We start from the raw sequence: 23,440 nt of genomic DNA, 5'->3' as shown, positions 1-23,440 counted from the left end.
ATGTTAAAAGTCACTAAAGCAGTATTTCCAGTCGCCGGTCTTGGCACACGCTTTTTGCCTGCTACTAAGGCCAGCCCTAAAGAGATGCTGCCGATTGTCGATAAGCCTTTAATTCAATATGCCGTCGAAGAAGCCATCGCCGCTGGCATTACTGAAATGATCTTCGTTACCGGACGTGGTAAGCGTGCGATTGAAGATCATTTTGACAAATCCTACGAGATTGAAGCGGCACTCGAAGCACACGGCAAAGAAAAATTGCTTGAGCTCGTGCGTGGCATCAAACCGGCTCATATTAATTGTTTCTATGTGCGCCAACCAGAAGCACTTGGCCTCGGCCATGCCATTCTATGCGCGGAAAAATTAGTCGGCGACAACCCATTTGCTATTTTGCTTGCAGATGATTTGTTAGATGGCGCACAGCCAATCTTAAAGCAGATGGTTGAAAAATTTAATCACTATCACAGTTCATTGATTGGGGTTGAAGAAATCCCGCGTGAGCAGTCACGCTCGTACGGCGTAATAGAAGGTAGAGAATGGGAAGACAGTATCATTAATTTATCCGGCATCATCGAAAAACCTTCGCCGGAAGACGCTCCCTCTAACCTTGGCGTAGTTGGCCGCTATATTTTAAAACCACGTATTTTCGAACATCTACGCGCACTGCGCCCAGGTGCGGGCGGCGAGTTGCAACTCACCGATGCGATTCAATCCCTGATGCAAGATGAACAAGTTCTCGCCTATCGTTATAACGGCACACGCTTCGATTGCGGCAGCAAATTGGGCTATCTAAAAGCAACCGTCGAATTCGCTTTACGCCACCCAGAAGTGAAAGATGAATTTAAAGCCTATTTACAGGCTCGTATGCCAATGTTGGCGGAAATAGACTCCGCGGCATGAGCTTAAGAGGCTTATCCTCCTGATATTCTGCCCTGCATTTTCGCGCGTTCGACGACCATTCGCACCATCTCCCGCGCGCGGTCGTCGCTTGCCCAATCAGATACAATCCCCGGCGAGAGACTGTACAGCGGATCCGGATAAACGAATAGTTTTCCCGGCCTCACACCAGGAGATCATAGCAAGGATCAAGGCTGGATGTCCGACTTTGAGAAACAGGCGAAAACCTGCGGGCCCTCAGTAAGGCTGCTAACCAACGGAATTTGACCTAACGTCGACGCATCAATAAGGTAAAAACGTCATCCTGCGTTGATACTTCAATGATTTGATTGCCAGTCTGCTTCGCAAACGCAGCAAAATCGCGCTGTGCGCCCGGATCAGTCGCGAGCACTTTTAAAATCTGTCCGCTTTGCATATCGGCTAGCGCTTTTTTTGCACGCAGAATCGGCAGTGGACAGTTCAACCCACAGGCGTCAACTTCTTTATCAAAATGCATCGAATTCTTCATGGCGTCGGTCCGTTTAACTTTTATCTCGAAGATCTGAGAACAGTCGTAATAGAGTTGAATATAAAGCGAACATAGTCATAATTGACGTTCGATCCACTCTTTTACTGTAGCCAACGCTACGGGCAAAGCCGCTGGATGAGTGCCGCCGGCTTGCGCCATATCCGCACGTCCGCCCCCCTTTCCGCCAACCTGCTGCGCGACAAAATTAACCAACTCGCCCGCTTTAACTTTGCCATTAAGCGGTGCTGTGACACCCGCAATTAAGCTGATTTTGCCACTGTTAACACTCGCTAATACAATCGCCGCATTTTTTAATCTGTCTTTTAGTGTGTCAACCGCTTCGCGTAAGATCTGCGCATCAGCACCCTCAAGCTGTGCTGACAGCACATGTATTTCACCTACTTTGACCGCAAGCGCGGCCAGTGCGTCAAGCTGATAACCCGCCAATTTTGATTTTAATTGGGTCAACTCTTTTTCAAGGGCTTTAGAATGATCTTGCAGTTGTCCAATGCGCTGATTAAGCTCCGCGGGCTGAGATTTTAATAAGTGAGCCGCATTAGAAATGCGTTCATCCAATTCTTGTACAAAGCGCAGCGTCCGCTCCCCAGTAATTGCCTCAATGCGTCTGATACCGGCGGCAACCCCCCCTTCAAAAACAATCTTAAAGAGGCCAATATCGCCGGTGCGAGCAACGTGCGTACCACCACATAATTCGCGTGAAAAGCCGATATCGAGTACCCGCACCTGCTCGCTATATTTTTCGCCAAATAACGCCATTGCACCACTTTTCAGTGCGTCGTCATAGGACATTGACTGCGCCTGTGTCGAAACATTACGCAAAATTTCGGCATTGACGATCATTTCAATACGTTGAATTTCAGCATGGCTCAGCGGTGCATGATGAGAAAAGTCAAAGCGCGTCTTCTCCGCATCAACCAGCGACCCCTTTTGCTGCACGTGGCTACCAAGTACGTCGCGCAACGCCTTATGCAGCAAATGGGTGGCCGAATGATTACGGATGGTGTGCTGGCGGCGTTGACTATCAACGACGGCCTGTACAGCGTCACCCAATTTTAATTCGCCCCGCTCAAGTAGCCCATGGTGACCGGTGACCTCTGCCTGAATTTTTGCTGTATCCGTCACTACAAAATGCGCGCCCTCAGGCTGAATTTCAGTGATTTGGGTTAATTCGCCTTGGTCGCCAGCTTGCCCGCCTGACTCTGCATAAAATGGCGTGGCGTCAAGCACCACAATACCTCGTTGCCCCGCCTGCAAACGTTGACTTAAAACACCATCGACATAGAGTGCGGTAATCTTCGCCCCCATCACACTGAGTTCTTGATAGCCCCTGAAAAGCGTTTTAGCGCCGCGATACTCAAGCGCATTTGACAGATTGAATTTACCTGCCGCCCGGGCTTGTTCGCGCTGGCGCTTCATGGCCGCATCAAAAGCAGCTTCATCAACGCGTATATCGCGCTCGCGACACACATCGGCGGTCAAATCGAGTGGAAAACCATAGGTGTCATGGAGCTTAAAAGCAATTTCACCCGATAGCACAATTGAACCTGCCTGGGCTTTAGTGCTAACGGTGGCTTCGAGCTCGTTTAGAGCCATTTCGAGCATACTCATGCCATTCGCAATGGTCTCAAAGAAACGCTCTTCTTCTTGGCGCAACAGGTCGGTCACCCGGTCTTGGGTAGCAGCGAGCTCTGGATACGCCGCCCCCATTTCAGCGACCAGATCTTTCACCAGTTTATGAAAGAAGGGCTGTACGCAACCCAGCTTATAACCATGCCGGATCGCACGTCGAATAATCCGGCGTAATACATAACCGCGGCCTTCGTTACCGGCAATCACGCCATCGGTAATTAAAAATGCGCAGGCACGAATATGGTCAGCAATCACCTTAAGCGAATGATGGCTGGTATCGGCCACACCGGTTTCACGTGCGGCAGCATGAATCAATACCTGAAAAAGATCGATTTCATAATTGCTATGCACATTCTGCAAAACTGCGGCGATTCGCTCAAGCCCCATGCCTGTATCGACGCACGGTTTAGGCAGTGGCGTCAGCACACCGTGCGCATCCCGATTGAATTGCATAAACACCAAATTCCAGATTTCAATATAACGATCGCCATCTTCATCCGGTGAACCTGGTGGCCCGCCGAAAATCTCCGGACCGTGATCATAAAAAATCTCAGAGCAAGGACCACACGGCCCCGTATCAGCCATCTGCCAAAAATTGTCAGAGGCATAGCGCGCGCCTTTGTTGTCGCCAATGCGCACAATCCGCGCGGCGGGCACACCAATGTCTTGCGCCCAAATCTCGTAAGCTTCATCGTCCTCTTGATACACCGTGACCCAAAGTTTTTCTGACGGTAATTGATAAACTTGAGTTAACAGTTGCCAGGCATAATGAATCGCATCGCGCTTGAAATAATCGCCAAATGAGAAATTGCCAAGCATTTCAAAGAAAGTGTGATGGCGAGCGGTATAGCCAACGTTCTCTAGATCATTATGTTTACCGCCGGCGCGTACGCTGCGCTGGGCACTGGTTGCGCGTACATAGGGACGCGCATCAGTCCCCAGAAAGACATCCTTGAACTGCACCATACCAGAATTGGTAAACAATAATGTTGGATCGTTGGCAGGGATCAGGCTCGATGAGCGAACAATCGTATGATTTTTCGCTTCAAAGAAGCGTAAAAATTTCTCGCGGATTTCGGCAGCTTTCATGGCAGCAAGGGCAAATACGCGATCAAGCGTAATGAGTTTTAGCAAGCTATCGATTATACGAGATAGCGTGCCCGTTGCCGACTATATTTGACATCCTCGCCGACCTAACTAAATGCAGGAGATTCCTATGGCGCTTGGTGCTGACATTGAGTCAGCCGCCAAGCCACTTTGCCGCCCACCGATCAGTTACTCTATGAGTAGAGTTGATAGGCGCTAGTCAATCGTCCTCTAAACTAAAGGCCTCTGATTGATCGTTATAAGAGAAAATTTCTGCATACCGGCCCCAGTTAATCACCGCGTCAAGCGTTTGTTCAGCAGCGCTGTCCGATAAAAAATCTTCTAATTCTTGCTCAAACCGCACGCGCGGCGCGCGGCGGCCAGGTCTCTCGTTTAATACTCGCTTGATCCAAGCCGCCAGCGGCACATTCCGCAGCAAGTGCTCGGCAAATATTTGCTTGCGTTCCTGAGTGCCATATTCAGCAAATTTTTTGCCCGGCGGCGTGAGGAAAATATCGCCCTCGCGTACATCTGCAAAACCAAGGTGTTGCATCATCTCAGTGACAGGAAATAGATCATCCACTTCAAGATGAAGAGTGCGCGCGATCTCCGGCAAATCAGCTTTACCCCCGTAGGGAGGGGCGGCAACCGTTTCGATTAAACCCGCCATTAAGTTAGTCGATACCTCTGGCAACCAGCTACCCAACGTTAGGCCCTTACGCACTCCATCAGCATTCGAGCGCGTCGTCATTTGCGCATAAATATCATCAACCAAGCGTCTAAAGGCTGGGTCAAGCCGGTTGCGTGGATGCTTAAAAGGTACAGGAATTTCAGCAATGACTCGGCCGGGATTGGATGACAGCACCAAAATGCGGTCACACATAAAGACCGCTTCTTCCACATTATGCGTGACAATCAATATTGATTTAATGGGTAAATGTTTCTCACTCCATAGATCCAACAAATCTGTGCGCAACGTCTCGGCAGTCAATACATCAAGCGCTGAAAACGGTTCATCCATTAACAGTAAAGTTGGGTCAACCACCAGCGCCCGTGCAAAGCCAACGCGTTGCCTCATGCCACCTGACAACTCACGCGGATAAGCGCTCTCAAAGCCATCTAGGCCAATCAGATCAATCGCCGCCAGCGCACGTTGGCGCCGTTCACGCGCACCAACGCCGAGTGCTTCAAGCCCAGCTTCGACATTTTGCAGCACCGTGAGCCAAGGAAATAATGCAAATGTCTGAAACACCATAGCAACCCCCTCGGCCGGGCCGGTTAAAGGTTTGCCGAGGTATTCAATGTCCCCACCGCTGGGCTCGATCAAGCCAGCGATGATGCGCAACAAGGTTGATTTGCCAGAGCCCGAACGGCCCAGCAAGCCAACGATTTCACCGGCTTTTAATGTGAGGCTTGCGCCATCAAGCACCAGCAGCTCTCCCTGCGTTTTTTTGAAACCGCGCCGCACGTTGGTGACGCGTAAAATTTCATCGGGGTGACTGAGGGCTGAATTGTGCATGGATCTCTATAAATCGTACTAAAATAAAGCGAAACAAAGCTACCGGCTAACACCGGCGCACGTTGAGTAGTATGTCAAATCAGCGGCGGAATGGCCAGATTTTTTTGCTGCCAGTTAGCCAAGACGAAGCTTATTTTCAGCATAAGCATACATTGGACGCCATAACAGCCGGTTAAATAAAGTCACAAATAACACCATGACGGTAATGCCCAAAATGATACGAGGATAATGACCCGCCGTGGTCGCTTCTGCAATGTACGCACCTAAGCCGTGGGCGACGAACTTTGTGTCACCCCATGAGACCACCTCAGACACAATACTCGCATTCCATGCGCCACCTACAGCTGCAATCGCCCCTGTAACGTAATAAGGGAAGATACCCGGCAGCATCACTTGCCGCCACCATTGCCAGCCACGAATTCGAAAATTAGTCGCCGCTTCCTTGAAATCATTTGGAAAAGCACTCGCGCCAGCAATCACGTTAAAGAGGATATACCATTGGGTACCCAGTATGATCAGCGGAGAGAGCCAAATATCCGGGTTGAGCTGAAAACGCGCAATCGTGACCACAAACACCGGAAACAAAAGATTAGCTGGAAACGCGGCCAAAAATTGCGCCAGCGACTGAATTTTTTCGGCTAGCGCAGGTCGCAGCCCAATTAACACACCGATAGGCACCCAAATAATAGAGGCCAGCGCAATTAAAAGCACGACCCGCAAGAAGGTGGCAAAACCGAGGCTTAAGGCAAGCCCTAGATCGCCCCAGCCCACCCCCGTAGAGACATAGTTTGACACCCGCCAAACAAGATAGCCCGTAATCAGCAGTACCGTGCCGCTCCAGATCATGTCCGCGGCCTTTGCGGTCAAATTGATTCGGGGCAATTGAGCGGAAAATTTAGGCCCTGCCAAAAACACTGGCCTTCTAAATACAAAACGCACCGGCAAACGCGCTATCGCCGCTAAGATCCAACCCACGGGTACGAGTAAACAACGAATCAATCGTGTTCGGCGGACCAAATCAAGCAACCAAGATTCAGGCGCCATCCCCGAGCTTGTGGTTTCAAGACGGAATTTATCGGCCCAAGCAATCAATGGACGGAAGAGGAGTTGATCATATGCCAAAATCACCGCCGTCATCGTTAAAATCACCCAACCTACCGCCGTTAAATCACGCTGAGCAATCGCCTGCGCAAGATATGCCCCAATGCCAGGTAGGGTAATGGTGTGGTTACCCACCGTAATAGCTTCTGACGCAACCACAAAAAACCAGCCGCCTGACATTGACATCATCATGTTCCATACTAAGCCAGGCATTGAAAATGGAACTTCGAGCTTCCAGAAACGTTGCCAACCACTCAAATGAAAACTGCGCGACACTTCGTCCAGATCATCCGGTACCGTACGCAGTGACTGATAAAAGCTAAAGGTCATATTCCATGCCTGGCTCGTAAATATGGCGAAAATAGCCGCACACTCAGCTCCTATCACGCGGGCTGGAAAAAGAGCCAAGAAAAAAGCAACCGTAAATGAGATATAGCCCAACACTGGTACTGACTGCAAAATATCGAGTATTGGTATCAGGATTTTTTGCGCCCGCCGGCTTTTGGCCGCGAGGGTGCCATAGATCAGCGTAAAGATCAGCGCCGCGACCATCGCCGCTAACATACGTAAAGTTGTGCGCAACGCATATTCCGGCAAATTCGCCGGATCAAGCGAAATCGCTTGGGTTTTTAACGTAGTGAGTGGCGCCATGGTTTGCTGAAAACCAATTGCCGCCATTGCAATCACGCAAATGATTAACGGAAAAACAACAAAATCCCAGCGATTTGGGAGCAGCCGCCACGCTGAGGCAGCAGGTATAGGTAGCTTGAGAGCAGGCAATTTCATGCACTCACCGGTTAAAATAGGTTAAACATAACGTACAAGCAAACCGCTGCGCCCATGGCAGAACCGCACTGCACAGCAGATCTGCGATAAATTTTGTATCACATAGCATATTAGGCCTATTTCCCTAATTCGTTATCCAACAACAGCGGTATGATCTAACCTCAGTCGCTTTACTCGTAAAGCAAGGAGCATGTATGAAAGGAAACTTTGTTATCGTCTGTCGCGATCAGGACGCACCTGAGTTTGACGCCATTATGACGGAATATGGGGCATTCCAGACACAGCTCTCATCAACCACTTGGTATTTAAAGCTAGAAGTTGCCCCTGAACTGATTCAGGAGGAAATCTTCGCGCGCTTAGGCAAATATACGACGCATTATATTTTCGAAACGACCGCGGTCACCTACAATACCGTCGACAGCGCAGCTGCTTCAGCGTTAAACACGCTCTTTGTTGAGTGAGCAAAACGCTTTAAAAACAGGCGAAACGGCCCGGTCAAACTGCCGTAATAGCGGGATTCACCGGTTTCGTTTACATTATGCGACGCGCATGTCATCGCAAGTGTTCATGCTACGGTAAAATGCTGGCTTTTAACCAGAGATACCGATTATGAAAAGGCTTGCCATTTGTCTAGCATTCGCGCTTGCCGCTGCTAGTGTAGGTGCGAAGGACTGGAAAGTCATTCGTTTCGGTGTTGACCCAAGCTATCCGCCTCTCGCCTACAAAGCTCCCAATGGCCAAATACAGGGCCTCGATATAGATATTGGCGAAGCGCTCTGCGCTAAGCTACAAGCAAAGTGCATCTGGGTCGAGCAGGATTTCGACAGCATCATTCCGGCGCTAAAGGCGCGCAAATTCGATGCCATTTTGTCCTCTATGACGGTTACTGCACCACGTAAAAAGCAAATCGATTTTTCCAATAAATTATTCAATGCCCCCGCGCGCATGGTGGCCTTGGCCGATGCAAAACTAACGCCAGATGCCAATGCGCTACAAGGCAAACGTATTGGCGTGCAACAAGGCACCACGGCGGAAATTTATGCAAAGCGACACTGGGCGCCCAGAGGGGTCAAAGTCATCGCCTATGCAAACCAAGACCTAGTTTATGCCGATCTTCGGTCCGGGCGACTTGATGCCTCACTACAAGATGAAATACAAGCCAATGCTGGCTTTCTAAAAACCCAAAGTGGCCGAGGTTTTACTTTTGCCGGTTCTTCTATTACAGACCCCGAAATAATCGGACAAGGCGTTGCAATTGGCTTGCGTAAAGGCGATACTGATCTGCAGGAGCAACTCAATCAAGCACTGACTGAGCTCCGTCAAAGCGGTACATATCAAGCATTAATAGAAAAATATTTCAGCTGCAATAACGATAACGATAACGATAACGATTAGACCATACTCATGTTTTTACAGGGATACGGCCCATTAATTGTGCAGGGTACATGGCAAACCATTCAGCTCGCGCTGCTGTCGCTGGCTGTCTCATTCATGCTTGGGTTAGCCGGCGCCAGCGCCAAGCTCTCGAAAAATCGAGCGGCCACGATGCTCGCTACCGCCTATACTACGTTGATTCGTAGCGTACCGGATTTGGTGCTGATGTTGCTGATTTTTTATAGCATGCAAATCTGGCTCAATAATTTAACGGACTTCATGGGCCTCAACCCACTGGAGATTGATCCTTTCACGGCTGGCGTGCTGACCCTCGGCTTTATCTATGGCGCCTATTTCACAGAGACTTTTCGAGGGGCTTTTCAAGCTGTCCCGCGTGGCCAGCTTGAAGCAGGCGCGGCGTATGGCATGACCCGATGGCAGATATTTCGACGCATTCTGTTTGCGCAAATGATGCGTTTTGCGTTACCCGGTATTGGCAACAACTGGCAAGTGTTATTAAAAGCAACCGCACTGGTCTCGATCATTGGCCTGTCAGACCTTGTCAAGGCAGCACAAGATGCGGGTAAGGGTACGCATAACGTGTTCTTCTTTGTACTCGTCGCTGCCCTGATCTATCTTGCACTCACAGCACTTTCCAGCCTCGTCCTGCTCGGCTTAGAGCGCCGTTATTTGATCGGGGTTCGTAAGGCAGCGCTATGATCGAACTCTTGCAGGATTACTGGCAAGCCTATCTTTTCACGGATGGCTATCAATATACAGGTTTAGTGATCACGCTATGGCTATTAGTGGTGTCGATCGCTTTCGGCTTTTGCCTAGCGATCCCGTTGGCCGTAGCGCGGGTGTCGAGTCATCGCCTTATTTCAGTGCCGGTTCGGCTCTATACCTATCTATTTTGCGGCACCCCACTGTATATTCAGTTGTTGTTTTTTTATACTGGCGTCTACACTCTTAACGTTGTCCATACGACACCTCTGTTAAGCGATTTTTTCCGCGATGGCATGAACTGCACTTTACTTACCTTCGCCCTTAATACGTGCGCCTATACAACGGAGATTTTCGCCGGTGCAATCAAAGCCAGCTCGCCTCATGAAATCGAGGCAGCTCGCGCCTATGGCATGACGAAATTCACGCTGTATCGACGCATTATTTTGCCCTCGGCACTGAGGCGGGCTTTACCTGTTTATAGCAATGAAGTGATTTTAATGCTGCATGCGACAACCATCGCTTTTACCGCGACTGTACCCGATATCTTAAAAATCGCGCGTGACGCAAACTCTGCTAGCTATCTGACTCTTCAGGCGTTTAGTTTTGCAGCATTGCTTTATCTATGTATTTCGTTTGCGCTAGTTTGGCTCTTCAGGCGTGCAGAGCGGCGCTGGCTTGCTTACTTATAAACACCACACAAATCTATCTAGACACTCTTTCATGGATTCATCTCACTATAAATTAGTCGTTACCGATTTGCATAAAAAATACGGCGAGCAGGAAGTCCTTAAAGGTGTATCGCTGCGGGCCAAGGCGGGCGATGTCATCAGCATCATCGGCTCATCCGGCTCCGGCAAAAGCACGCTCTTGCGTTGCATCAATTTTCTTGAGCAACCCAACGCTGGACGCATCATTATTGATGGCGAGGAAGTGCACACGATTGCCAATAAGCAAGGCCAGTTGCGCGTCGCCGACCACACCTTATTGCAACGCCTGCGCACGCGGCTGGCAATGGTCTTTCAACATTTCAATTTATGGGCGCATTTAACTGTGCTAGAAAATGTCACCGAAGCACCGGTGCATGTACTCGGTCTATCGCGCGCGCAAGCGCAAGAACGCGCCCGTCGCTATTTAGACAAAGTCGGGCTCGGACGCGACATTGAAAAGAAATATCCATCACATTTATCAGGCGGGCAGCAACAACGGGTCGCGATTGCCCGCGCCCTCGCCATGCACCCCGATGTTCTGTTATTTGACGAACCCACTTCCGCCCTTGATCCAGAACTTGTAGGTGACGTGCTCAAAGTCATGCAAACTTTGGCTAACGAAGGCCGTACAATGATCGTTGTGACCCATGAAATGGGGTTCGCGCGCCAGTTATCAAACCATGTGATTTTCTTGCATCGAGGACTGATTGAGGAAGAAGGACATCCTGATGAACTATTTTTGCACCCAAAAAGCGAACGGTTAGAGCAATTCCTTGCGGGCAGTCTTAAGTGATTGTATCTCGCCCATTTTTAACCTTGATTGTCTCCTAGGCGCTCTTTTTTCCGAGAAATTACCCATGTCCCGTAATCATGACCTATTCGCACGAGCTCAAAAAACCATCCCCGGCGGCGTTAACTCTCCCGTCCGGGCATTTTGCTCGGTGGGGGGGACGCCTTGTTTTATCGAACGCGCCTTAGGACCTCACTTTTGGGATGCCGATGGTAAGCGTTATATTGATTACATCGGCTCATGGGGCCCCATGATTCTCGGCCATTTAGATGCACAGGTGCTGGCTGCCGTCCAAACCGCGCTCACCCGCGGCTTTAGCTTTGGGACCCCAACCGAGGCTGAGATTGAGATGGCCGAAGAGATTTGTAAGCTAGTTCCCTCAATCGAGCAAGTACGGCTGGTTTCTAGTGGCACCGAAGCGACGATGAGCGCGCTGCGGCTCGCGCGAGGTTTCACCGGACGTCAGCGCATTATTAAATTTGAAGGGTGTTATCACGGTCATGCAGACAGCTTGCTAATCAAAGCCGGCTCTGGGCTTTTAAGCTTTGGGCAACCAACCTCGGCGGGCGTGCCTGAGGCGATTGCTCAGCATACCACGGTGCTTGAATATAACAATCTGGCGCAACTCAGTGAAACCTTTGCATCAATCGGCGAAGAAATTGCGGCTGTCATCGTTGAGCCAATCGCTGGCAACATGAATTTGGTGCGCGGCACACCTGAATTTCTTCGGATGTTGCGCGAGCTATGCACTCAGCATGGCGCACTCTTAATTTTTGATGAAGTCATGAGCGGTTTCCGCGTGGCCCTAGGGGGCGCACAAGCACTCTACGGCATTACACCGGATTTGAGCTGTCTAGGCAAAATCATTGGGGGTGGCATGCCCGCCGCTGCATTTGGCGGGCGACGCGATATCATGGCGCATTTAGCGCCCCTTGGCGCCGTCTATCAAGCGGGCACGCTGGCCGGCAACCCGCTGGCTGTTGCCGCCGGACTGGCTACCTTGAAACGTCTGCAAGCGCCTAATTTTTATGACCAGCTAGAAGCCCGCACAGCACGCCTGACAGCGGGCCTCACGCAAGCAGCCCACGAAGCCGGCATTACTTTCTCAACAGATCATGTAGGAGGAATGTTTGGCTTATACTTTGCTGCTCACCGGCCGACTTGCCTGGCCGAAGTCAGCCGTGGCAATCTCGAAAATTTCAATCTTTTTTTCCATCATATGCTCGCTGCCGGCGTCTACTTTGCCCCATCCGCTTATGAGGCAGGTTTTGTGTCAATCACACATGATGATACGGTGATTGATGCAACACTTGCTGCTGCGCGCATGGCATTCTCAGCATTGAAGCGTTAGCCTTAAGGTTTGCTTAGCTCATGTTTTCTAGCGCCGACTTGATTTATATGCGACGTGCCCTGACCCTTGCTGCACGGGGTCTGTATACCACCACGCCCAACCCACGCGTTGGCTGCGTACTGGTTAAAAACAGTACGGTGATTGGCGAAGGGTTTACGCAACCAGCGGGCGGCGCCCATGCGGAAATCCAAGCACTACAAGATGCTCGCACACGCGGGCATGACCCAGCCGGCGCTACCGCTTATGTTTCACTTGAGCCATGCAGCCATTTCGGCCGCACCCCCCCTTGTGCACATGCATTAATTGACGCACATATTGCACAAGTCATCAGCGCCATGGCAGATCCCAACCCACAAGTCTGCGGCCAAGGCTTCGCTTTACTGCGCGCCGCCCAGATCGATGTGCGTTGCGGTTTACTCGCGCCAGAAGCCTATGAACTCAATCTCGGCTTTATCTCACGCATGACGCGCCGCCGACCATGGGTGCGCGCTAAAATTGCCGCCAGTTTAGACGGCCGTACGGCCTTGCCAAGCGGAGAAAGCCAATGGATTACAAGCTCCGAAGCACGCGCTGATAGCCATACTTGGCGCGCTCGTGCCTGTGCCATCTTGACGGGCATTGGGACCGTGCGCACGGATAATCCGCAATTGACCGTGCGCGGAGTTGATACGCCACGGCAACCGCTCCGGGTGCTGGTCGATAGTCAGCTGGAGGTGCCGCTTAACGCGCACTTATTGAATGGCCATGCTCCGCTACTGATTGTCTGTGCTGCAATCGGCGATCAGCATGTGCAAAAGGCCAATGAATTGCGCGCCCGCGGCGCCGAAGTCATCTCACTTGCCGGCCACGCCTCCCATCAAGTTGATCTACCTGCGTTGCTGCGCTTGCTTGGCGAACGCGGCATCAATGAATTACACGTTGAAGCAGGTCACGGCTTAAATGGTGCGCTGCTCCAACAGCATTGCATTGATGAACTGCTCGTCTATTTAGCGCCCAGTTTATTATGCGATGCGATGGGCATGTTCAAGCTTACTGCGCCCACAACCCTGGCACAACGAGTTACGCTTTCATTTCAATCCGTTGAACGCATTGGCAACGATCTACGCATCCTGGCACGCGTTGGCGCACTAGGCAGTACCATGGCGCTTCATTCCGCTCCGGGTACAAATTAGTTTTTTTCACTTCACCAGAAAATTTAATCCAATGTTTACAGGAATAATCGCTGCAATTGGTCAAATTGAAACCGTCAACTCGCTTGGTGATAACGCCGCTGGTGTACGGCTTACCATTAATGCCGCTGCACTCGGCCTTGACGATGTCCATCTAGGCGATAGCATCTCGATTCAAGGAGCATGCATGACGGTTATCGCAAAAGATAACAAGAATGGAAGCGAGTATTTCAGTGTTGACGCATCACGCGAAAGTCTAACGTGCACTGCGGGGCTCGATGCACCAGGTGCCGTTAATCTCGAAAAAGCACTCTGCGCCCATGATCGTCTGGGCGGCCATTTGGTGGCTGGCCACATCGATGGGTTGGGTACCGTGACGCACTTCGCGCCGGTTGGCGAGTCCTATGAGCTGCAGATACTGGCACCTCACACGATAGGCCGTTACCTGGCCTACAAAGGTTCGGTAACAGTCAATGGAGTAAGCTTAACGGTTAACCGCGTGGCTGACCACGTTGACGGCTGCGAATTTTCAATTAATCTGATTGCGCATACACTTGAGGTCACCACCCTAAAACAGCTTAAAGTTGGCGCGCGCGTCAATCTTGAGGTCGATTTAATCGCTCGTTATGTTGAGCGTATTTTGAATACCTCAAAATAAGTTAAAAACACCACTAGAACCAACAGCAATATCCCTTTTGACACCAATAGCGTAAGATTCATATTTTACGCTCGCCGACCCATTGCCATGTCTATTGCCTCTACCCAAGAAATTATCGCTGAGCTCAAAGCCGGCCGAATGGTTATTCTGGTTGACGAGGAAGATCGCGAAAATGAAGGCGACTTAATGTTCGCCGCAGATTTTGTCAGCCCAGAGGCGATTAATTTTATGGTCCGCTTCGCGCGCGGCTTAGTTTGTCTAACGCTCACGCAAGAACATTGTCAGCGCCTTAATTTGCCACTGATGACACAAAATAACGGGACGCAATATAATACAGCCTTCACGGTTAGCATCGAAGCAGCCCAAGGCGTTAGCACCGGCATTTCCCCGGCAGACCGCGCACGTACAATACAAGCTGCCGTGGCGCGAGATGCGCGAGCGGCAGATATCGTACAGCCCGGTCATATTTTCCCGGTCACGGCGCAGCCTGGCGGAGTGCTTGTGCGTGCCGGCCATACTGAGGCCGGCTGCGACTTAACACGGCTAGCGGGCCTTACGCCCGCCGCCGTGATTTGTGAAATCATCAACGATGATGGCACGATGGCGCGTTTGCCCGATCTGCTTGAGTTTGCGGCAAAACACTCCTTTAAAATCGGCACCATTGCGGATTTGATTGAATATCGCAGCCTCACTGAATCGATTATTGAACGTGTCGCCGAACGTACCATGCAGACCCCATACGGGCCATTCCACGCCGTGATTTATCGGGATAAATCCAACGGCGCCCCTCATATTGCACTTGTGCACGGCACACCACAGCCTGCTTGCACAACCCTCGTGCGAGTCCATGAACCGATGTCGGTGTTGGATTTACTTGAAACTGACACGGCCACGCACTCCTGGACTTTGCACTCTGCTTTACAGGAAATTGCGTCAAGTGAATGCGGCGTGATTGTTCTAATGAACTGTAGTGATTCAAAAGAATATTTGTTTAATGCGTTTGAGGCTTATAATCAGCCGGAAAAAGCCGCGCAGCTTAAACATCGCCCGGCGGACTTCAAAACTTACGGCATTGGCGCGCAAATCTTACGTGATTTGGATGTAGGTAAAATGCATGTATTGTCTAGTCCACGTAAACTTCATGCGATGTCTTGTTACGGCTTAGAAGTGGCTGGTTTTGTACCCATGCCAGGTGCCGCTGCACAATAAACAGTACCCTTCTATCGATGCGCTTTGCGTTCCTTATAACCCCATCTTTATAGGCCAAAATTATGGAAATCGACCAATATCAACCAGACCTTGACGGCAATGACCTTGCTATTGGCATTGTGCAATCGCGTTTTAACGAAGCGGTTGGCAATAGTTTAGCGGATGCCTGCCTTGAAGAGCTTGAACGGCTTGGCGTAGACAGCGAAAATGTGCTGTGCATTACCGTTCCCGGCGCACTTGAAATCCCATTTGCCCTACAAAAACTCGCCATGTGCGCGCAATTTGACGCATTGATTGCGCTTGGCGCGGTGGTTCGCGGCGAAACCTATCATTTTGAAATCGTTTCAAATCAGAGCAGTGCAGGCATTCAACAAGTCGCCCTTGAGTTCGATGTGCCAATTGCGAATGGCGTGCTCACCACAGATACTGACGAACAAGCGATTGCCCGCATGACAGAAAAAGGCCGCGATATGGCGCGCGTTGCTGTCGAAATGGCAAATTTATCCACGGCTCTTGATCTTTCTTTAATGCTAGATGAAGAGGATGAGGATGAAGATGAGGAAAATTTCTAATGAAAAGTGCACGTCGCCGTTCGCGCGAATTTGCAGTACAGAGCCTATACCAGTGGCTACTCACCAAAGCCGAGGCCTCCGCAATCTGTGCTCACCTGCAGTCTGCGCCGGGGTTTAATAAAGCCGACCGGGAGCATTTTGACGCCTTAGTACAAGGCGTAACCCGCGGCGCTGGCGCGCTCGACGAGCAATTAGCGCCTTGCCTCGATCGGCCAACCCAGGAATTATCCCCGATCGAGCACGCTGTATTGCTGATTGGTGCGTATGAACTTACCCATCATATTGAGATTCCGTATCGCGTAGTGATTAACGAAGCCGTTGAAATCACGAAAACATTTGGCGGTACGGATGGGTATAAATATGTCAACGGTGTGCTCGACCGGCTGGCGGCACAGCTACGCGCAACTGAAATAGAACACGCGTCTCGCTAACCACTCATTTAAACGGTTCACTCGGCACGATTAGGCATTTCACTGTCATACACCCAACTCAGAAGGCTCTTGCCGGCCATCTATTTTTTGAGTATTCTCACCCAGCTCAAGTGGAACCGTTCTTGCAGCTGGAATAATGACAATTTTAGGTGCCTGGGACGCCGCCATTGCGACGACTTTCTTTTTTGAGTTTTTAGGCACTGCATAAGCCGTGGCTACAAGCGGCTTTTTCGGGCGCGACAGTACGGTGGTGCCGCGCGGAGTTTTATTATAAGCTTGGATCACTGCGCGGCTAGGCTTTTGCGGAAGATGAATTGATACATCACGCCCCTGCGCAACCTCACGTAAACGCCCGCGTTCTGCCTGTACTTTAGCACCATAAATACCATCATATTTTGAAATGGCGCCAACGTATAGACGCAATCCTTGTGCAAGCGACCCCCCTCTTACGATACAGTCCTTTAGAATCAAGGCGCCCACCTTAAGGTTAGCAAGCGGATCGAAGGCCGCGGCAAGCCCACCAAAATGGTCGAATTTGTCCGCATGCAACCTGGACATAACCTGCATCAATCCTTGCGCGCCAACACCACTTTCTGCATACGGATTAAATCTGGATTCAATAGCGATGACCGATAGCAGCAGCAACGGATCAAGGCCAAATTCTCGACCTGTCGTAAACGCTGCTTTTACAAGCTTATTCAGTGGCTCACGCGCGATCCGATAACGACGCGCAAGATAATCCACAACCAGCATCCGCTCCTGCTGCGAAGCCAATATTTGATCATCGCGCGCATCTGCCGCAACGCGGGCGGAGGTAATCTTGCGTACGCGTGCTTCAAATGAAGAAAGCCTCGGCCTAGCCAGTTTCTCAAGTCCTCCTGGGGCATCCCCAGCCGCATCATTAAAATGAACCGCGGCGGAGACCAGCGAAGGCTGCATTGTCGGCTCGCTTTTAGGGGATATCTGAAACACCGGCGCGAGCCGTATCATAAACGCCTGCCGCAATGCCGGCGACAACCAGCATAGTATTACGCCAGCAATGACCACCAGCCCCACTATGTGAGCAAAATAACGGCTCATTTGGGTACTGTGATGCCAAGCGGTGCGCACAGCGGGCGCGGACGCAAAGCTTAGGGCCCCTCGCCCCGCCATGCGATAAAACATCACCCGCAGCAGGCGAGTTGCATTAACGCCATACACACCTAGGTGAGAACCCAAGTCCCGCCCAAGATAACAAAAACATTCATAGCATACTCGTAGCCGCCTGATAAAGGCCGCGATGAGCAACGCTCTTGGCGTTTGTTGGTTAGAGTGGGGAGGTAAATGAGCATTCATGCCGGAAATTTTAGCAGGCTTTTATGGTCAGTCAATCCTATTAAAATTACAGATGATTACTTTTAGTAATAAAGAAGGTGTTTTTTGATGAAACACGTGCATTTTTCCGGTTCCAATTTCGCTCCACCTTATGTCTTTTTTCTTCCACAATAAGTCTACGCATTTTTCAGTGACTCATCGAATACATCGGGCTAGGCCAGGTAAAATGGCGAAATGAAATATAAAGATCTGCGCGATTTTACCCACCAGCTCGAAACACTTGGCGAGCTACGCCGCGTGAGCGCACCGGTTTCCCCCATCCTTGAAATGACTGCGCTGTGCGATCGTGTACTACGCGCAGGCGGTCCTGCGCTATTATTTGAAAAACCAACCAGCCATTCAATGCCGGTGCTCGGCAATCTGTTTGGCACAACGCGGCGCATTGCGCTCGGCATGGGTGTCGATACCACCCAGTCAGAAACCGATTCACTGGCTTCGCTGCGCGATATCGGGCGTCTATTATGCGAACTGAAAGAACCCACCCCGCCGCAACGACTTAAAGACGCCGGTAATCTGCTAACGCTGGTCAAAGCGGTGTGGGATATGGCACCAAAAACAATCAGTTCGCCCCCCTGCCAAGAAATTGTCTGGGAAGGCAATGATGTTGATCTTGCCCGGCTGCCCATCCAAACCTGCTGGCCAGACGATGCCGGCCCGCTGATTACGTGGGGGCTCACCGTCACGCGAGGGCCTCACAAAACCCGCCAGAATTTAGGCATTTACCGGCAGCAAGTGATTGGACGCAACCAAGTCATCATGCGCTGGCTTGCGCATCGTGGCGGGGCGCTTGATTTTCGAGAATTTGCCCTGGCTTTTCCTGGTCAGCCTTATCCTGTTGCTGTCGCGCTAGGCGCTGATCCGGCTACCCTGCTGGGCGCTGTGACCCCGGTGCCAGACTCTCTATCTGAGTACCAGTTTGCTGGCTTGCTGCGTGGGGGGCGCACCGAACTCGCCAAATGTATAACGCCTGGCTTAAGCGCGTTACGCGTACCGGCTCGCGCCGAAATCGTACTAGAAGGCTTTATCTACCCAAAAGCGGATGCGACCTTGCCAGGCCCTGCGAGCTACGAGCACGCGCTCGAAGGCCCCTTTGGCGACCATACAGGCTACTACAATGAACAAGCCTTATTTCCGGTGCTCACGATCGAACGCATCACCATGCGACGTAATGCGCTTTACCATTCCACCTATACCGGCAAACCACCGGACGAACCCGCTATATTAGGCGTCGCACTCAACGAAGTGCTGGTACCCCTGCTACAAAAACAATTTACCGAAATCACTGATTTCTACCTGCCGCCAGAAGGATGCAGCTACCGCATGGCGCTTGTGCAAATCAAAAAAAGCTACCCTGGCCATGCTCGGCGGGTCATGTTTGGTGTCTGGGGCTTTTTACGGCAATTCATGTACACGAAATTCATTGTTGTCGTAGACGATGACATCAATCTTCGCGATTGGAAAGAAGTCATTTGGGCCATTACCACACGAGTTGATCCAAGCCGCGATACACTACTAGTTGATCAGACACCGATTGACTATCTTGACTTCGCATCGCCAACCGCGGGGCTCGGCTCAAAGATGGGGCTTGATGCCACGCATAAATGGCCAGGTGAGACTCAACGTGAATGGGGGCGGCCCATCACAATGGATAAAGAGGTCACACGCCGGATCGATGCCCTCTACGAAGAGTTGGCGCTGGCTGCTCATTTCAAGGCATGAAAGTGAGGCAGGCCTCGACCGTTCGTCAAGGTTGCCGCGTGTAAATTTAAAGACGGGGACAACTCAACCGCTGCTCCACGTTGCTTCAAGAGCTTTTCGTTTACGCAGCTTAAGCCTTGCACGTCCTGGATAGAGGTATTCAACACGGTCAGTCTGTCAGGCATCGAACTCCAGCACAGACGTACCTGATGACGATCTTTCTCTGCTATGACCTGCCATACGCGAACAGATTTATCGTCACAGCCGGTCACCAAATAAGTGCCACTGGATGTCGTTTCCCAGGCGACGCTATTGACTCCTCCATGAAAACCTCGCAGCACCGCTAAACACTGACCCGAGGCCACATCCCACAGCCGCACCGTATGGTCTTCACTGCTCGAGGCGAGCTGCTGGCCGCCGGGTGAATACGCCACGCTATAAACAGAGTGAGTATGGCCTAGCAAGGTGGGGCCGGGGGTGCCGGTTTGCGCATCCCACAGTCGCACCGTCTTGTCCACACTGCCCGAGGCGATCTGCTGACCGCTGGGCGAATACGCCACGCTCCAAACTCTGTCGGTATGTCCTTGTAAGGTAGGGCCGGGGGCTCCGGTTTGTGCGTCCCACAGCCGCACCGTCCTGTCCCGACTGCCGGAGGCGATCTGCTGGCCGCTAGGCGAATACACCACGCTATAAACAGGGTGGGTATGACCTAGCAAGGTGGGGCCTGGGGCTCCGGTTTGTGCGTCCCACAGCCGCACCGTCTTATCCACACTGCCGGAGGCGATCTGCTGACCGCTGGGCGAATACGCTACGCTCCTAACCGCGTAGGTATGCCCTCGTAAGATGGGGCCAGGGGCTCCGGTATGCGCGTCCCACAGTCGCACCTTCTTGTCCTGGCTGCCCGAAGCGATCTGCTGACCGCTGGGCGAATACGCTACGCTCCAAACCGAGGCGGTATGCCCTCGTAAGATGGGGCCAGGGGCTCCGGTGTGCGCGTCCCACAGTCGCACCTTCTTGTCCTGGCTGCCCGAGGCGATCTGCTGACCGCTGGGTGAATACACCACGCTACTAACAGGGGAGGTATGTCTTTGTAAGGTGGGGCCGGGGGCTCCGGTTTGCGCGTCCCACAGCCGCACCGTATGGTCCTCACTACTCGAGGCGATCTGCTGACCGCTGGGCGAATACACCACGCCACTAATAGCGTAGGTATGCCCTCGTAAGGTGGAGCCGGGGACTCCGGTTTGTGCGTCCCACAGCCGCACTGTATGGTCTTCACTGCTCGAGGCGATCTGCTGACCGCTAGGCGAATACACCACGCTACTAACACGGCCAGTATGCCCTTGTAAGGTGGGGCCGGGTTCCCCGGTTTGCGCGTTCCACAGCCGCACCGTATGGTCATCACTGCCCGAGGCGATCTGCTCCCCGCTGGGCGAATACACCACACTCATAACAGACTCGGTATGACCTTGTAAGGTGGGGCCGGGTTCCCCAGTTTGCGCGTCCCACAATCGCACCGTATTATCCCAACTGCCCGAGGCGATCTGCTCCCCGCTGGGCGAATACGCTACGCTCCAAACCGAGGAGGTATGCCCTTGTAAAGTGGGGCCGGGAACACCAGTTTGCGCGTCCCACAATCGCACCGCCTTATCCCAACTGATCGAGGCAATCTGCTGGCCGCTGGGCGAATACACCACGCTCCTAACCGAGGAGTTATGCCTTTGTAAGGTATAGCTGGGTTCCCCGGTTTGCGCATCCCACAGCCGCACCGTCATGTCTGAACTGGCCGAGGCGATCTGCTGCCCGCTGGGCGAATACACCACGCTCACAACAGAGTTGGTATGCCCTTGTAAGGTGTGTGCGAGGGATCCGGTTTGTGCGTCCCACAGCCGCACAGTATTGTCTGCATTGCCCGAGGCAATTTGCTGCCCGTTGGGCGAATACACCACGCTCCTAACAGGCTCGGCATGACCTTGTAAGGTGTGGATTTTTTCCCAATTCGACGTGGCATAGACGCTGATCGTGCCGTTGTAAAGTCCCACCGCACACGTTTTCCCATCTGGTGAATACACGCAGGAGTACACCTCGCTCTCTTCCTGGAGAGACAACCATTCGCCAAACTGTACCCCCGCCATCTGCGCCTCGCTTAAATTTGCTTCGCGCAGCCAGCTATTGTGAAAATGGACGTTTCTCAAATCCGCCCCTTGCAACTGCGCCGAATCGAATACCCCAAAACTCAGATCCGCCCCTGCAACCCGGATTCCCCTTAAATTCTCTCCATTAAACTGGACACCGCTTTTCACCAAGATCGTCAGCGCATTCGCCGCGATGGCTTGCACTTCTTCTGTTTTTGAACGTTCGACCCAATGCAGCAGTTTTTGTTTTAAAACCGGCGCTTGTTGGATTTTTTCCCTCAAAAATCCAAATACGGCTGGGTCGTCAACAAGACGCAATAGCTCAAATAATTTAGCTTCCTCTACCACTTGAGAGAGTTGTCTCGATTCCCATAGCTTTAATTGATTCAACGCAAATGTCCGCAAGCTCGCATCTGATCTGGCCAGAGTTTGTTGATATTTAGATGGAATCTTATGCAGCAACAAGTGCAATTTAAGGATAGGTGAGTCTATGGGTTCGCCATGATGCGTTACCGTAATCAACGCTTCAAAGAGCGCCTGCCGGGCAGATGAGTCCAGATGACTTTCTACTTCTTCTTGGATTTCAACCGGTAGTGAAGATAACGAAGGCGTTAGAGGTTTTTGTACGACGGAATAGGACGGAATAGCGGTGCTTGGAATATAAACTGACATAGACATCTTTAGGTTAAATAACTGAAGTTACGCGCAGAGCGGATGATGAAGTTCAGGTGAGCCTGGTATACTAAACTGACAATGCAGGATATGTTAATAGAAGGAGTAAAAGGGTTAAGCGAGAGGAAGTCTCAAACCCCAGAATTCACGCTAGCTTACAAAACCCCCACGACAAAAAACCCAAGATAAAATATTAAGTTGAGTCCAATCACAAAGCTGATACCTTCTAATTCACGTTATTTTTTTCGCTCACTTTTTTCCGTGGTCCATTCCAAAACCCTTGCCGATTCGATCGAAGACCTGCTGCCGCAAACCCAGTGCACCAAATGCGGCTATGCAGGCTGCCGCCCTTATGCTGAAGCCATTGCACACGGCGCAGCAAATTACAATCAATGTCCGCCAGGTGGCTTAGAAGGTGTGCAACGACTTGCCTCATTATTAGGCAAGCCCGTGATTCCGTTAAATCCAGCCAACGGCGCCGAACGACCTCGCCCATTGGCCATCATTGATGAAAACCTGTGTATCGGCTGTACCCTCTGCATCCAAGCTTGTCCTGTCGATGCCATTATTGGAGCCCCCAAACAAATGCATACGGTGGTGACTTCGTTATGTACTGGCTGCGACCTATGTGTTGCCCCCTGCCCAGTTGATTGCATTTCAATGCAGCCGATCACGGGAACCGCTACCGGCTGGCGCGCATGGCCACAGAAAGCCGCCGATGCAGCACGCGCACACCATCATTTACGACAAGCTCGAAAAGCTCGTGAACAGGCCCAGACCGCAACACGAATCAGCGCCCGCCAGGCTGCTGCCCATTTAGCCAGTCAACCAGCACAGGCAGGATCTGCGCAAAGCGCGGACAATGCCGAAGACTCTGCTGCCAAGAAACGCGCCATCATCCAAGCCGCGCTTGAGCGCGCACGCCAAAAAAAGGAAACATTGGCCACCCAAGAAACTAGCCCAAAGAATACCGAGCCTGCTACACCTGCCCTGCCCCAAGAGGCCTCGAATAACAAGCAAAAAAATCGGTGAA

Annotated in this window: 20 protein-coding genes; 14 read left to right on the top strand and 6 right to left on the bottom strand. The window is 51.6% G+C overall.

Features of this window, described 5'->3' with window-relative positions; translation table 11 throughout:
* Complete coding sequence (gene galU / locus NQD60_RS00745) at positions 1 to 897, top strand: UTP--glucose-1-phosphate uridylyltransferase GalU (protein ID WP_257100676.1); 897 nt, start codon at positions 1 to 3, stop codon at positions 895 to 897.
* 265 nt (positions 898 to 1,162) lie between these two features.
* On the opposite strand, the gene NQD60_RS00740 is transcribed toward galU, so the two are convergent.
* The 4 genes from NQD60_RS00740 to NQD60_RS00725 all read right to left on the bottom strand — a co-directional run bounded on the left by NQD60_RS00740 (position 1,163) and on the right by NQD60_RS00725 (position 7,544).
* Positions 1,163 to 1,390: a sulfurtransferase TusA family protein gene (locus NQD60_RS00740; protein ID WP_223694614.1), complete on the bottom strand. Its 228-nt coding sequence runs from the start codon at positions 1,388 to 1,390 to the stop codon at positions 1,163 to 1,165.
* Between the two features lie 87 nt (positions 1,391 to 1,477).
* Positions 1,478 to 4,141: an alanine--tRNA ligase gene (gene alaS / locus NQD60_RS00735; RefSeq protein ID WP_257101218.1), complete on the bottom strand. Its 2,664-nt coding sequence runs from the start codon at positions 4,139 to 4,141 to the stop codon at positions 1,478 to 1,480.
* A 217-nt stretch (positions 4,142 to 4,358) separates the two neighbouring features.
* A complete protein-coding gene (locus NQD60_RS00730; protein ID WP_257100675.1) occupies positions 4,359 to 5,657 on the bottom strand; it encodes an AAA-associated domain-containing protein in 1,299 nt (432 codons plus the stop codon).
* A gap of 114 nt (positions 5,658 to 5,771) precedes the next feature.
* Positions 5,772 to 7,544 (bottom strand): ABC transporter permease subunit, encoded by a 1,773-nt coding sequence (locus NQD60_RS00725; protein WP_257100674.1) that lies wholly within the window; start codon positions 7,542 to 7,544, stop codon positions 5,772 to 5,774.
* Between the two features lie 194 nt (positions 7,545 to 7,738).
* On the opposite strand from NQD60_RS00725, the gene NQD60_RS00720 reads away from it, so the two are divergent.
* From NQD60_RS00720 to nusB, 11 genes are all read left to right on the top strand, one after another.
* Positions 7,739 to 8,005: a hypothetical protein gene (locus tag NQD60_RS00720; protein ID WP_257100673.1), complete on the top strand. Its 267-nt coding sequence runs from the start codon at positions 7,739 to 7,741 to the stop codon at positions 8,003 to 8,005.
* A 148-nt stretch (positions 8,006 to 8,153) separates the two neighbouring features.
* On the top strand, positions 8,154 to 8,939 hold the full coding sequence (locus tag NQD60_RS00715) for an ABC transporter substrate-binding protein (protein ID WP_257100672.1): 786 nt from the start codon (positions 8,154 to 8,156) through the stop codon (positions 8,937 to 8,939).
* 9 nt (positions 8,940 to 8,948) lie between these two features.
* Positions 8,949 to 9,638: an ABC transporter permease gene (locus NQD60_RS00710; protein ID WP_257100671.1), complete on the top strand. Its 690-nt coding sequence runs from the start codon at positions 8,949 to 8,951 to the stop codon at positions 9,636 to 9,638.
* Positions 9,635 to 10,333, top strand: a complete 699-nt coding sequence (locus NQD60_RS00705) for an ABC transporter permease (protein ID WP_257100670.1) — start codon at positions 9,635 to 9,637, stop codon at positions 10,331 to 10,333. The genes NQD60_RS00710 and NQD60_RS00705 overlap by 4 nt, the downstream gene beginning before the upstream one ends.
* Positions 10,334 to 10,364: 31 nt before the next feature.
* Entirely contained in the window at positions 10,365 to 11,144 is a 780-nt protein-coding gene (locus NQD60_RS00700) for an ABC transporter ATP-binding protein (RefSeq protein ID WP_257100669.1), read from the top strand.
* A gap of 64 nt (positions 11,145 to 11,208) precedes the next feature.
* Positions 11,209 to 12,492, top strand: coding sequence for a glutamate-1-semialdehyde 2,1-aminomutase (gene hemL, locus NQD60_RS00695; protein ID WP_257100668.1), 1,284 nt, complete (start codon positions 11,209 to 11,211; stop codon positions 12,490 to 12,492).
* 20 nt (positions 12,493 to 12,512) lie between these two features.
* A complete protein-coding gene (ribD, locus tag NQD60_RS00690) occupies positions 12,513 to 13,664 on the top strand; it encodes a bifunctional diaminohydroxyphosphoribosylaminopyrimidine deaminase/5-amino-6-(5-phosphoribosylamino)uracil reductase RibD (protein ID WP_257100667.1) in 1,152 nt (383 codons plus the stop codon).
* 31 nt (positions 13,665 to 13,695) lie between these two features.
* Positions 13,696 to 14,319: a riboflavin synthase gene (locus NQD60_RS00685; RefSeq protein WP_257100666.1), complete on the top strand. Its 624-nt coding sequence runs from the start codon at positions 13,696 to 13,698 to the stop codon at positions 14,317 to 14,319.
* Between the two features lie 87 nt (positions 14,320 to 14,406).
* On the top strand, positions 14,407 to 15,528 hold the full coding sequence (gene ribBA / locus NQD60_RS00680) for a bifunctional 3,4-dihydroxy-2-butanone-4-phosphate synthase/GTP cyclohydrolase II (RefSeq protein WP_257100665.1): 1,122 nt from the start codon (positions 14,407 to 14,409) through the stop codon (positions 15,526 to 15,528).
* 62 nt (positions 15,529 to 15,590) lie between these two features.
* Positions 15,591 to 16,100 carry a 6,7-dimethyl-8-ribityllumazine synthase gene (gene ribH, locus NQD60_RS00675; RefSeq protein WP_257100664.1) on the top strand — a complete coding sequence of 170 codons (510 nt, stop codon included), beginning with the start codon at positions 15,591 to 15,593 and terminating at the stop codon, positions 16,098 to 16,100.
* Positions 16,100 to 16,531, top strand: coding sequence for a transcription antitermination factor NusB (gene nusB / locus NQD60_RS00670; protein ID WP_257100663.1), 432 nt, complete (start codon positions 16,100 to 16,102; stop codon positions 16,529 to 16,531). Before ribH ends, nusB begins: the two co-directional genes overlap by 1 nt.
* A 45-nt stretch (positions 16,532 to 16,576) precedes the next feature.
* Here nusB and NQD60_RS00665 read toward each other — a convergent pair whose 3' ends face one another.
* Positions 16,577 to 17,866 (bottom strand): lytic transglycosylase domain-containing protein, encoded by a 1,290-nt coding sequence (locus tag NQD60_RS00665; protein WP_257100662.1) that lies wholly within the window; start codon positions 17,864 to 17,866, stop codon positions 16,577 to 16,579.
* Between the two features lie 213 nt (positions 17,867 to 18,079).
* On the opposite strand from NQD60_RS00665, the gene ubiD reads away from it, so the two are divergent.
* Positions 18,080 to 19,624 carry a 4-hydroxy-3-polyprenylbenzoate decarboxylase gene (gene ubiD, locus NQD60_RS00660; protein ID WP_257100661.1) on the top strand — a complete coding sequence of 515 codons (1,545 nt, stop codon included), beginning with the start codon at positions 18,080 to 18,082 and terminating at the stop codon, positions 19,622 to 19,624.
* On the opposite strand, the gene NQD60_RS00655 is transcribed toward ubiD, so the two are convergent.
* Positions 19,609 to 22,413 carry a pentapeptide repeat-containing protein gene (locus tag NQD60_RS00655; RefSeq protein ID WP_257100660.1) on the bottom strand — a complete coding sequence of 935 codons (2,805 nt, stop codon included), beginning with the start codon at positions 22,411 to 22,413 and terminating at the stop codon, positions 19,609 to 19,611. The two genes, ubiD and NQD60_RS00655, sit on opposite strands and share 16 nt — an antisense overlap.
* Before the next feature lie 255 nt (positions 22,414 to 22,668).
* Between NQD60_RS00655 and rsxB the strand changes: the two genes are divergently transcribed.
* The gene (rsxB, locus tag NQD60_RS00650; RefSeq protein ID WP_257100659.1) at positions 22,669 to 23,439 is read left to right on the top strand and encodes an electron transport complex subunit RsxB; all 771 of its coding nucleotides are present in this window, start codon (positions 22,669 to 22,671) and stop codon (positions 23,437 to 23,439) included.
* Position 23,440: the final 1 nt, after the last annotated feature.

The organism is Mycoavidus sp. SF9855 (assembly GCF_024582735.1).
Classification (GTDB): domain Bacteria; phylum Pseudomonadota; class Gammaproteobacteria; order Burkholderiales; family Burkholderiaceae; genus Mycoavidus.
Note: the sequence above shows the minus strand (reverse complement) of the source record. Positions and strands in the feature narration are given on the sequence as shown.